The organism is Mycolicibacterium setense, assembly GCF_000805385.1.
Taxonomy (GTDB): domain Bacteria; phylum Actinomycetota; class Actinomycetes; order Mycobacteriales; family Mycobacteriaceae; genus Mycobacterium; species Mycobacterium setense.
The window spans coordinates 483,728-495,994 of sequence record NZ_JTJW01000010.1; the positions used below are offsets into that span (position 1 = coordinate 483,728).

The 12,267-nt window shown below is 65.9% G+C and carries 8 protein-coding genes; 3 read left to right on the forward strand and 5 right to left on the reverse strand.

Annotation, left to right across the window (positions count from 1 at the left end; all coding sequences use genetic code 11):
• Positions 1 to 751: 751 nt before the first annotated feature.
• Positions 752 to 2,827 (reverse strand): RecQ family ATP-dependent DNA helicase, encoded by a 2,076-nt coding sequence (locus QQ25_RS27475; RefSeq protein WP_039382225.1) that lies wholly within the window; start codon positions 2,825 to 2,827, stop codon positions 752 to 754.
• A gap of 394 nt (positions 2,828 to 3,221) precedes the next feature.
• On the opposite strand from QQ25_RS27475, the gene QQ25_RS27480 reads away from it, so the two are divergent.
• Complete coding sequence (locus QQ25_RS27480) at positions 3,222 to 5,918, forward strand: alpha/beta hydrolase (protein ID WP_052236111.1); 2,697 nt, start codon at positions 3,222 to 3,224, stop codon at positions 5,916 to 5,918.
• On the opposite strand, the gene dmpG is transcribed toward QQ25_RS27480, so the two are convergent.
• From dmpG to QQ25_RS27495, 3 genes are read right to left on the reverse strand one after another with little or no spacing between them, the layout of a single operon-like run.
• A complete protein-coding gene (gene dmpG, locus QQ25_RS27485; protein ID WP_039382226.1) occupies positions 5,915 to 6,967 on the reverse strand; it encodes a 4-hydroxy-2-oxovalerate aldolase in 1,053 nt (350 codons plus the stop codon). The two genes, QQ25_RS27480 and dmpG, sit on opposite strands and share 4 nt — an antisense overlap.
• Positions 6,964 to 7,884: an acetaldehyde dehydrogenase (acetylating) gene (locus QQ25_RS27490; RefSeq protein ID WP_039382228.1), complete on the reverse strand. Its 921-nt coding sequence runs from the start codon at positions 7,882 to 7,884 to the stop codon at positions 6,964 to 6,966. Before QQ25_RS27490 ends, dmpG begins: the two co-directional genes overlap by 4 nt.
• 11 nt (positions 7,885 to 7,895) lie before the next feature.
• The gene (locus tag QQ25_RS27495; protein ID WP_039382229.1) at positions 7,896 to 8,681 is read right to left on the reverse strand and encodes a 2-keto-4-pentenoate hydratase; all 786 of its coding nucleotides are present in this window, start codon (positions 8,679 to 8,681) and stop codon (positions 7,896 to 7,898) included.
• A gap of 73 nt (positions 8,682 to 8,754) precedes the next feature.
• Here QQ25_RS27495 and kstD point away from each other — a divergent pair, with 73 nt between their 5' ends.
• Both kstD and QQ25_RS27505 read left to right on the forward strand, forming a co-directional pair.
• Positions 8,755 to 10,434, forward strand: a complete 1,680-nt coding sequence (gene kstD / locus QQ25_RS27500; protein WP_039326890.1) for a 3-oxosteroid 1-dehydrogenase — start codon at positions 8,755 to 8,757, stop codon at positions 10,432 to 10,434.
• A 6-nt stretch (positions 10,435 to 10,440) separates the two neighbouring features.
• Positions 10,441 to 11,301 (forward strand): enoyl-CoA hydratase ChsH3, encoded by an 861-nt coding sequence (locus QQ25_RS27505; RefSeq protein WP_039325509.1) that lies wholly within the window; start codon positions 10,441 to 10,443, stop codon positions 11,299 to 11,301.
• A gap of 134 nt (positions 11,302 to 11,435) precedes the next feature.
• Here the strand turns inward: QQ25_RS27505 and QQ25_RS27510 are convergent, their stop codons facing one another.
• The gene (locus tag QQ25_RS27510; RefSeq protein WP_039325510.1) at positions 11,436 to 12,251 is read right to left on the reverse strand and encodes a hypothetical protein; all 816 of its coding nucleotides are present in this window, start codon (positions 12,249 to 12,251) and stop codon (positions 11,436 to 11,438) included.
• Positions 12,252 to 12,267: the final 16 nt, after the last annotated feature.

The window sequence follows — 12,267 nt, forward strand, 5'->3', positions numbered from 1 at the left end:
GCGCCCCTCGCTGCCTGGGGGTTTTCTGTTGTCATGCTGAATGGTCGTAAGGGTTCGCCGACCGGCCGACCACGTGCCACAGCGAAGCCATGGCCACCACCGGCGGACCCGGAGCCGCTCCGCGCCCATGCGTTCAGGGGGCAGGCGATTCAGGGGTCCCGCGACTGAGCACTGGCTCCACCCGCGCCACGCGCGGCATTCCAGGGGCGCCCAAAACCCAGGGCCGAAGTGCCCCACAAACGTGTAGTTCAATCCAGCGAAGCTGAGGGCAAAACACCCAGTACGCCACCAATGCCTCAACACCATCAATGAGAAGTTCGAACCAGCCGTCAAGACTGTCAGCAAATCCGAGCTAACGCCCGCATCTGCATGACGCCGCGACTCAAGATCAGAACTGTGCGGTCAATAGTTAGCCACGCAATCCTTACTCACATTATCAAGATCACTTGATTTCAAAGTTTTCGTTCGCAATAACCGGCTAACAAATGGTCCGGAATCGGCGCCCCCTGGGTCGCGGCGACTTGATCATCATCGCCGCACGATGAAGGTCGGCTGCCTGCCCCAAAACCCGCACGAATTGACGCGACAAGCGCACGTGCGTGCAGAGACAGTAAACATCGGTACTTGACCAGTGAAAGAAATCGCCAACTTAATTGCTGGCAGCGTCATTTTTCTTGCGCCGGACGCGACTGAAACCGAAGGCCGAAAAGTTCGCTCGCGGGCGACAGCGACCAGGGCTCAGCCGAACGCCTCAGCTGACGCTCGCCAGCACCAGCGGCAGAACATCGGGCGCTCCGGCAGCGCGCAGCAGCCGGGCCGCCATGGTCAGCGTCCATCCCGTGTCGGTCATGTCATCGACCAGCAGCACCGGCCCGTCGACATCGAGTTGCGGCGGTTCCCAGGCACCGTCCAGCGCCGCCACCCGATAAGCCGAGTTCGCCGCGGTGACGGGCCGTCGTTGCGGGGCGTAGGGCAAGATGCCCAGGTTCGTCAGCCGCCCGATCTGCGCCAGCCGCTGCACCGTCGAAGAGATCAGCAGCGGATGCGTCTGGGAGTCCAGCCCCATCACCGCAGTCGGTCTCCGATCCCAGTCCCATACCTTGAGCACCTCGACCGCCGCGGCCAACACGTCGTCGGGCAGCTCCGCATCCGGCTCGGCCAGCAGACGACGCAGGCGCGCTCCCCACCCGAGATCGGTGAGCCTGCCGATCGCGCGGCCCGGCGCCGCACCCTCGCCGATTCGGCCGGACAGCGGCACACCGAGCGCAGCCAGCCCAGACGGCCACTGCTTGCGAGGGGCGACGAGGACACCTGGCCTGGACAGGCGCTGTGCGGTATCCGTGAGGATGTCCTGCGCCACCGCAGCCTCGTAACGCCGACCGGTGCAGTTGTCACAGCGCCCACACCGTGCGTCCGGTACCAGCTCGGGATCGTCGAGCTGGCCCCGCAGGAAAACCATCCGGCAGCCGGCTGTGGCCTGGTAGTCCAGCATCGCCTGTTGCTCGCGGCGCCGAGCCTCGTCCAATGCGCGGTAACGGGCCTCGTCGTAATCCCAGGGCACACCGGTGCCGACCCAACCGCCCTTCACACGGCGGACCGCACCATCCACGTCGAGCACCTTGAGCACCATCTCGAGGCGGGACCGGTTGAGATCCACCAGCGGTTCCAGCGCCTGCGTGGACTGTGCGCGATCGGTCTCCAGTGCCCCGATGACGCGGCGCACCATCGATTCGGACGGGAAGGCCACCGACGCGAAGTACCTCCAGACGTCCTGATCCTCTGTGCCGGGAAGCAGGATCACCTCGGCGCTGTCCGTCGCACGGCCGGCGCGTCCCACCTGCTGGTAGTAGGCGATCGGCGACGACGGTGCGCCCAGATGCACGACGAACCCCAGGTCGGGTTTGTCGAAGCCCATTCCCAGGGCGGACGTCGCCACCAATGCCTTGACCCGGTTGTCGAGCAGGTCTGCTTCGAGTTGTTCACGCTCGGCGGTGTCGGTGGACCCTGTGTAAGCGGCCACCTTGTGACCGCGCTCGGCCAACATCGCGGCCACGTCGTGCGCCTGGGCGACCGTCAGCGTGTAGATGATGCCTGAGCCCGGAAGGGAATCCAGGTGCGCCGCGATCCAGGCAGCGCGTTGCGCCGGAGTGCCCACCTGCACCACAGACAGCCTCAACGACTCGCGGTCCAGACCACCGCGCAGCACCAAGGTGTCCGATCCGCCGACGCCCAGCTGGGCCGCGACGTCACTGACCACCCGATCGTTGGCAGTCGCGGTCGTGGCGAGAACCGGTACCTGCGAACCCAATTCGCCGATCAAGGTACGAATCCGGCGGTAGTCCGGCCGGAAGTCATGTCCCCAGTCGGAAACACAATGGGCCTCGTCGACCACCACCAGACCCGCATCGGCGGCCAGTGCCGGCAGGACGTTGTCTCGGAAATCGGGATTGTTGAGTCGCTCTGGGCTGACCAGCAGCACGTCCAGTTGTCCGTCGGCAACCTGGCGGTGAATCCCGTCCCACTCGGTGACATTGCCGGAGTTGATGGTGGCGGCCCGAACCCCGGCCCGCTCGGCAGCGGCCACCTGGTTGCGCATCAACGCCAGCAGTGGGGAGACGATGACCGTTGGGCCGCGACCGGCGGCGCGCAGCAGCTTGGCCGCGATGAAGTAGACCGCGGACTTGCCCCACCCGGTGCGTTGCACGACGAGCGCGCGCTGCCGCTGGACCACCAGCGCCTCGATGGCCGACCACTGGTCATCACGCAACACAGCCCCCGGCCCGGCCAGTTGTTCGAGGATCGACTGGGCCTGCTCGCGGGTTGCCATGGCCCAATCATGCCGGGCTCGGACGACACTCCTCGCCGCGCCAGGTGGCGATGATCGAAAACACAAGGGCCGCTAAGCGTTCCGCTTAAACATGGATGCTTGTCATATTTGGCGAATCGCCATCGTGAGCATGGCCGGCCAGGTAGACGTGGTACTCATGCATACCGGGGGATATGTAGGGCGCGTGGGTGGTTTGGCGGTAGCCCTGGGAGTTGGATCTGCTCTGGCTCTGGGGATGGGATGCGGGGTGGCCACGGCCGACTCGACAGACTCGTCCACGTCATCTGCTTCGTCTGGTTCATCCCGGTCCTCGGGACCGTCGGCGAAGACGCCTGATCGAGCCAAACCGAAACGACAGCACGCATCGAAGCCGCGCAAGCATGCCTCAGCCAAGATGGACGACTCCGAATCCGGCGACACCGGATCCAAGGCCCTCGATGACCCCAAAGATGTCGCGTCGACTGCGAGAGCCGCGATCGACAAGTTGGGCGCCGAACTGCGCACCGCCGTGCATGACGCGCTGGGTTCGGTCGCCTCCGACCGGCCAGGCTCCGACGACAAAGCAGCGCTGAAGATCCCCACCGCCAAGGACCAGACGAAGCGCTGGGCCAAAACTGTCGAGCGCCTCCTGCCCGCTCCGGCCGTACCGTCACACCCAGAGGCGGACACCGCCGTCGAGCCCGCGAAGGCTGAGCCCCCAACGCCCGCAGCGGTCACGGTCGACGCGCTCACCCGCGTGGCACCACCACTGTCGGCGATCGGGCGTGAGCCGGGCCCGAAGATCCCCGAGCCGAAGATTCCCGCGCCGTCAACGCTCGACGACGTCGAAGGCGCGGTAACCGGTGCCGTCGCCACCGTGATCAACACGGTTCTGAATCCGTTCTCGCTGAACTCGGCGCCCGACTCGCCCGACTCGCCCGCCGAGCCTCCCGACGCCTGGGCGATGCTGGCATTCGCGCGCCGCGAGTTCGAGCACGCCCTCCGTCAGCCGCAGGATCTCCTGACCCGGGTCAGCACGCTCAGTAACGCCGTCACCGCACAGGGACCGGTGGCACTCGCGCCCGGCATCGTCGTCCCACCGGAACTCGCGGACCATGTCATCGCGACGCCCGGCCCGTCGCTGACCGACCAGATCACAGTGTTCGGCATGGAGGCGCTCAAGCAGGTCTCTCAAGTCATCGGCGTCAACATCACGATGAAACTCGGCGAGCTGATCACCACCCCCACGCCGCCGTGGTTCACCACCATCGGGCTCACGGTCACCAAGGACACCTATGAGGGCGGTGACGTCTGGGTGATCACGCCGCCCAACCCGACCGACGAGCGGGTCATCGCGGTGCACGGCAGCGGATTCGTATACGACCCCAACATCATTCACTGGATGGACTACACCCAGATGGCACGCGAGACCGGAGCCACGGTCGTCGTCCCCCGCTACCCGCTCATCCCCGACGGCGGCACCGCGGAGAAGTCGGTCCCGCCGATGGCCGACTTCATCGCCAACGAGGTCGAGACCTACGGGGCCGAGAACGTCAGCATCTACGCAGATTCGGCCGGCGGCACGCTGTCCGCCCTTGCCGTGCAGAAAATCGTCCGCGATTGCAATGGCGATTCCGGCTGCTTGGAAACCCGGGTCCCGTCGCGCATGGTGCTGCTCTCCCCCGGCCTCAACGGAGAGGAGATCTACACCGATCCGAACGTTGAGTTGGTCAATGATCCGGTCGTCTGGCTGACCGAGGAGGACAAGGAGTACTACGGCCAGTGGGCCAGCGGCCCGGAAGAACTCTGGAACCCGCTGCTAGGCCCAACCGACGGTATGCCGCCGACCACGATCTATGTGGGATCACGCGAGCAGGCCGCGCCCGGCGCCCTGCGATACGCCGAGCGGATGGTCGATGCCGATCCGAATGCCGACGTCACCGTGGTGATCGGGATGGGCCAGATCCACGACTGGGCCCAAGGCGGTCCCATCCCGATCAACTCGCAGTCGGCGAACTACCGTGACGACGTCTATCGCCAACTCGGCATCGTCGATGACACCGACGCACTCGCGTCAGTGTCTGCAGCCGACGCCATCGCGCTGGCGCCCGGAATCGTCGTGCCGGACAGCCTCATCGACGACATCGACGTGACCGACGCCGCGTCGGTGTTCGACCAAGTGACCGTGCTGGCGTTGACGGCGTTCCGGGAGATCTCCCAAGTCATCGGTGTCGATATCACGACGAGCTTAGGTGGCGGCATCGCCGTGCCCGATCCGCCGCCGATCCTGACCCTCGGGCTGGATGTGCGGGCAACGGAGTTCACCGCCCAGGACGCCAACGGTGTCGAGCAGACCTGGCAGGTCTGGGAGATCTCGAACCCCAGATCGGATTCTGACGAGCACGTCATCGCGTTCCACGGAGGCGGATTGGTTACCCCGCCCAACATTTTTCACTGGCTGGACTATGCCCAGATGTCGCGCCAGACCGGCGCGACGGTCATCGTGCCGCGCTACCCGCTGATTCCTGACGGCGGGACCGCCGACAACACCATCCCGCCGGCGGCAGATCTCATCGCCGCTTACGTCACCGAGCATGGCGCCGAGAACGTCAGTGTGTACGGAGAATCCTCCGGTGGAATGATCGCCGTGCTCGCGGTGCAGAAGATCGTGCGCGACTGCGAGGGCGACACCCAGTGCCTCCGCAGCCGGGTCCCGTCGCGCATGGTGCTCAGCTCACCCGGCCTCACCGATCCTGAGGTCTTCACCGATCCCAATGTTGTGCTGGTGAACGATCCGCTCTTTGAGGTGCCCGAGTCCGATGGTCTGGCCCAGTGGCGATCGCAGCAGGATCCCGAACTGTCCGACACGTTCCTCGGGCCGGTCGAGGGCCTGCCGCGGACCACGATCTACATCGGCACGCGCGAGATCATCGCGCCTGGGGCGTTGAAGTTCGCCGAGGTGATCGACGATGCCGGCGGCGACGTCAGCGTCGTAATCGGGATGGGCCAAATGCATGGCTGGGCCACCCTCCCGATCAACTCGCAGTACGCCAACTACCGTGACGACGTCTATCGCCAACTCGGCATCGTCGATGAAACGGTCAGCCTCTAAGCCTTGGCGGCCGCGGCTTCCTGTTCGCGCTTGATCTCCAGCGCGATATCGATCAGCTGGTCTTCCTGGCCGCCGATGAGCTTGCGCTGGCCGACGCGGAGCAACAGCTCGTGGGCGGGCACTCCGTAACGTTCGCCCTGGCGCACCGCATGCTTGAGGAAGCTGGAGTACACGCCCGCGTAGCCCATCACGAGCGCGTTGCGGTCCAGCAGGCACTCGGCCGGCATCGCCGGGGCGACAACCTCTTCGGCGGCATCGGCGATGTCGAAGAAGTCGATGCCGGTCTTGACGCCGATCTTGTCGAACACCCCGACCAGCGCCTCGACCGGGGCATTGCCGGCACCGGCACCGAACCGACGGCACGAGCCATCGATCTGCTTGGCACCCGCGCGCACCGCTTCGACACTGTTGGCCACGCCGAGACCGAGGTTCTCGTGACCATGAAAGCCAACTTGAGCGTCGTTACCGAGTTCGGCGACCAGCGCCGCCACCCGGTCGGCGACACCTTCGAGCACCAGGGCACCCGCGGAGTCCACGACGTACACGCACTGGCAGCCGGCGTCGGCCATGATGCGGGCCTGCTTGGCGAGTTTCTCCGGCGGAATGGTGTGGCTCATCATCAGGAACCCGACGGTCTCCAGGCCCAGTTCACGGGCAAGCCCGAAGTGCTGGATCGAGACGTCGGCCTCGGTGCAATGGGTCGCGATGCGGCAGATCGAGCCACCGTTGTTCTGGGCTTCCTTGATGTCTTCCTTGGTGCCCACACCGGGCAGCATCAGGAAGGCGATCTTGGCTTCCTTGGCCGTCTCGGCGGCCAGCTTGATCAACTCCTGCTCCGGGGTCTTGGAGAACCCGTAGTTGAAGCTCGACCCGCCCAGGCCGTCGCCGTGGGTGACCTCGATGACCGGCACGCCCGCGGCGTCCAGGGCGGCGACGATGGCGCCGACCTCGTCCTTGGTGAACTGGTGCCGCTTGTGGTGCGACCCGTCGCGCAGCGACGTGTCGGTCATCCGGACGTCCCAGACGGGGTTGAAGAAAATGTCACTCATGCTTGCGCACCTCCTGAAACCGCTGATGCCAGTTCCTTGGCGATTTCCTCGCCGACCTTGGTCGCCGCGGCGGTCATGATGTCCAGATTTCCAGCGTAGGGCGGCAGGTAATCACCCGCACCCTCCACTTCCACGAACACCGTGACCAGGTGGTTTCCACCGTTGACCACGGACGGTTCGTCGAACTGCGGTTCGTTGAGCAGGCGGTAACCCGGCACGTAGGTCTGCACCTCGGCCACCACATCCTTGATCGACTGCGTGATCGCGGCGTGGTCCGCATCCTCGGGTATCGCGCAGAAGATGGTGTCGCGCATGATCATCGGCGGCTCAGCCGGGTTCAGGATGATGATCGCCTTGCCATTGTGGGCCCCACCGATATCGCGCACACCCGCGCTGGTGGTCTTCGTGAACTCGTCGATGTTGGCCCGGGTGCCCGGACCCGCCGAAGCCGACGACACCGACGCCACGATCTCGGCGTAGGGCACGTCCACGACACGGCTCACGGCGTACACCATCGGGATGGTGGCCTGTCCGCCGCAGGTGACCATGTTGACGTTCGGCGCATCGAGGTGCGCGCGCAGGTTGGCCGGCGGGATGACGCCGGGGCCCACGGCCGCCGGGGTCAGGTCGATGGCACGGATACCGGCCTCGGCGTAGCGCGGCGCCGCGTCACGGTGCACGTAGGCACTGGTGGCCTCGAACACCAGATCGGGCTTCTCGTCCTGGGCGAGCAGCCAGTCCACACCCTCGTGACTGGTTTCCAGGCCGAGCTTGCGGGCCCTGGCCAGCCCTTCGGACTGCGGATCGATGCCGATCATCCAGCGCGGCTCGAGCCACTCCGAACGCAACAACTTGTACAGCAGGTCGGTGCTGATGTTGCCCGACCCGACGATGGCAACTGATGCTTTGTCAGCCATATTCGGCTCCCTTATTCGAAACTCAGTCTTACTGAACCTAACCCGGCGAAGTCAGCGACGAAATCGCTGCCCGGAGGTGCATCTATCGCACGCGTGCACGAGCCCGGCAGCACGATGTCACCGGCCTTCAGGCGCACGCCGAAGCTCTCCACCTTGCGAGCCAACCAGGCCACCGCGGTGACCGGATTTCCCAGCACCGCATCGCTGCGTCCCTCGGCTACGACCTTGCCGTGGTTGGTCAGGACGGCGTCGATGTTGCAGATATCGATGTCCTTTGGCGACACCCGCGCTTCCCCGAGCACCCAGCCGGCGCTGCTGGCGTTGTCCGCGATGGTGTCGCACAACTTGATCTGCCAGTTGGTGATGCGGGTGTCGATCAGCTCGATCGCCGGGGCGAACGCGGCCGTCGCAGCGAGCACGTCCTCCTCGGTGCAGCCGGCCCCGGGAAGATCGTCGGCCAGGATGAACCCGACCTCGACCTCGACCCGCGGGTACAGGAAGTTCGACGAGGGCACCGGGACGTTCTCGAACACCTCCATCTCATCGAGGAGATGGCCGTAGTCCGGCTCGTCGACACCCATCATGTCCTGCATGGCCTTGCTGGACAGGCCGACCTTGTGGCCGATGATGCGGGCACCCTCGGCGACCCGCTGCCGGATGTTGATCAGCTGGATCTCATAGGCATCCACCACGTCGATATCGCCGTACCGATCCGTCAACGGCGTCATCGGAACCCGGCTCCGCTCGGCCTCGGCGAGATCGGCCGCGAGCTCGTCGCGCACCTCGACACTAAGCATTTTGGTGAATTCCCCTCGCTTCTTTGACCGGCGCAGTTGTCCACAGGCCCGGCAATTCTATAACGTGTTCTACATGACTGGACAGGAGTACGACGTTGTCGTGGTCGGCAGCGGCGCTGCCGGCATGGTCGCCGCCCTCACCGCAGCCCATCAGGGCCTCTCGACAGTAGTCGTAGAGAAGGCGCCGCACTATGGAGGTTCCACTGCGCGGTCAGGTGGTGGGGTGTGGATCCCGAACAACGAGATTCTCAAACGCGACGGCGTGAAAGACACCCCTGAGGCCGCGCGCACCTACCTCCACAAAATCATCGGTGACGTGGTGCCCGCGGAGAAGATCGACACTTACCTCGACCGCTCGCCGGAGATGCTGTCGTTCGTCCTCAAGCACTCGCCGCTGAAGCTGTGCTGGGTGCCCGGATACTCCGACTACTACCCCGAGACGCCCGGCGGCAAGCCCACCGGCCGCTCGGTGGAACCCAAGCCGTTCAACGCCAAGAAGCTCGGCGCGGACGAGAAGGGCCTGGAGCCGCCGTACGGCAAGGTGCCGATGAACATGGTGGTGATGCAGCAGGACTACGTCCGGCTCAACCAGCTCAAGCGTCATCCGCGCGGCGTGCTGCGCAGCATCAAGGTGGGCGTCCGCTCCGTGTGGGCCAACGCCACCGGCAAGAACTTGGTCGGCATGGGTCGCGCACTGATCGCCCCGCTGCGCATCGGCCTGCAGAAGGCCGGTGTCCCGGTCCTGCTGAACACCGCGCTGACCGATCTCCATGTCGAGGACGGCGTGGTCCGCGGCATCTATGTTGTCGATCCCCGCGACACTTCCGCTGAGCCGCAACTGATCCGGGCCCGACGCGCGGTGATCCTGGGTTCCGGCGGGTTCGAGCACAACGAGCAGATGCGGGTGAAGTACCAACGCGCACCCATCACCACCGAGTGGACCGTGGGCGCGGTGGCCAACACCGGCGACGGCATCCTGGCCGCCGAAAAGCAGGGCGCCGCACTCGAATTCATGGAGGACTCGTGGTGGGGCCCGACGGTCCCGCTGACCGACTCGCCGTGGTTCGCCCTGTCCGAGCGCAACTCCCCCGGCTCGATCATCGTCAACATGGCCGGCAAGCGGTTCATGAACGAATCGATGCCCTATGTCGAGGCCTGCCACCACATGTACGGCGGCGAGTACGGCCAGGGCGCCGGCCCCGGCGAGAACATCCCGGCCTGGCTGATCTTCGACCAGCAGTACCGTGACCGCTTCATCTTCGCGGGTCTGCAGCCGGGACAACGCATTCCGAAGAAGTGGCTGGAGTCGGGCGTCATCGTCAAGGCCGACACGCTCGAGGAGCTGGCCGCCAAGACCGGGCTGCCCGCCGACGCGTTCGCCGCGACCATCGACCGCTTCAACGGCTTCGCCCGCTCCGGGGTGGACGAAGACTTCCACCGCGGCGAGAGCGCCTACGACCGCTACTACGGCGATCCCACCAACAAGCCCAATCCCAACCTCGGCGAGATCAAGCACGGCCCGTTCTACGCGGCCAAGATGGTTCCGGGCGACCTGGGCACCAAGGGCGGTATCCGCACCGACGTGCGCGGCCGGGCGCTGCGCGACGACAACTCGGTGATCGAGGGGCTTTACGCCGCAGGTAACGTCAGCTCACCGGTGATGGGTCACACCTATCCCGGCCCCGGCGGAACCATTGGTCCCGCCATGACCTGGGGTTACCTCGCAGCACTCGACATTGCAGGGAAGAAGTAGAAGTAGATGCCAATCGATCTCGACAAGGCGCTGGGCGCCGAGCTGGAACCCATCGAGTTCTCCTGGACCAGTAGCGACATCCAGCTCTACCACCTGGGCCTCGGTGCGGGCGCCGACCCGATGGACGCACGCGAGCTGCGCTACCTCGTCGACGACACCCCACAGGTGCTGCCGACGTTCGGCAATGTCGCGGTCAGCTTCCACATGACCGAGCCGCCCAAGGTGCAGTTCCCCGGCATCGACATCGAGCTGTCCAAGGTGCTGCACGCCAGCGAAGCCGTCAGCGTGCCCGGCCCGATCCCTACCAGCGGCACCGCCAAGTCGGTGCAGCGCTTCACCGAGATCTGGGACAAGGGCAAGGCCGCCGTCATCGTCAGCGAGTCAACGGTGACCGACTCGTCGGGCACCGTGCTGTGGACCACCAAGCGGTCGATCTTCGCCCGCGGTGAGGGCGGCTTCGGCGGCGAGCGTGGCCCGGCTACCTCGGCCGAATTGCCTGATCGCGCACCGGATATCGAGATCTCGTTGCCGACACTTCCGCAGCAGGCCCTGCTCTACAGGCTGTGCGGCGACCGCAACCCCCTGCACTCCGACCCGGCGTTCGCCGCGGCGGCGGGCTTCGACCGGCCGATCTTGCACGGACTGTGCACCTACGGCATCGGCTGCAAGGCCATCGTCGACAACCTGCTCGATGGCGATGTCTCCCAGGTGGCCTCGTACGGCGCCCGGTTCGCCGGCGTGGTTTTCCCGGGCGAGACCCTGCAGGCCAACATCTGGAAGGAAGACGGCAAGTTCATCGGGGTGCTGACCGCACCGTCGCGGGACAACGCCGTCGTGCTGTCGGGCGTGGAGCTCGTCCCGGCCTAGCCTTCTTCTCCCCCGCTTTGTCACGCTGGAGTGGCTGTCGAATTCGACGGCCACTCCAGCGTCATATCTGGAGCAAAAATGGCGACGGCGGGCGCCGGTTGACACCGACGCCCGCCCTACACCGAAAGACTGACCTACATCCGACGCCAGAGATCGTCCGACCGACGCGGAGGCTCCTGTGGTGCCACCGGGGCCGGGCCGGGTGCCGGCTGGCTCGGGCTGGGCCCGGCAGCGGCGGGCGGCGCAGCAGCGGGCGGTGCGGTCGCAGCGGGCGGAGCCGGATGAGCGGCCGGAGGCGCTGCATGCGGAGCCGACGACCCCGCCCCATCGGAGCGGTCGGTCAGCTGAGACTCACGGGCATCCAGACCTGCTTCACGCCGATCCTGCGCAGCATCGCGGTCGTTCTGCGCCGCCTCGCGGTCTTCCTGCTGCTTGTCCCGCTCGTTGAGCTTGGCTTCGCGTTCCTCTTGCTGCTGTTGCGGATTGGGGCCGCCAGGCTGCCCCGGGCCGCCGGGCTGACCTGCACCGGGTGCACCGTCCTTGCCCGCACCGTCGCCCTTGGCGCCTTCCATGGCCTTCATCAACGGCTCCATCAGCGAGCCGAACTGTCCACCCATCTGGCCCGCCATCTGGGCCGGCGCCCCGGCCATCTGACCCATCTGGCCCATTTGCCCCAGCATCTGGCCGAGTTGGCCGACGCCCTCTCCACTGCCTTGGTCAGCCTTGTCGTAGGCGCCCTGGGCGTCAGAGAGCTTGCTGTTGAACATGTTTTCTTTGGCCGACAACGCCGTGACATTCGTCGTCATCGACGCCGCCAGCGTCGGCAAGATCCCGGCGATGGTCATGCTCATCGCATCTTCGCCCGCCTGAATCGGCGGCATCTCGGGCAGGTCGACCGGCGCGGCGTTCCAGCTCAGCGGCGCGTCGGGAGTGGAGAGCGGATCAGCCACGGAGTCCCCCTTGAGT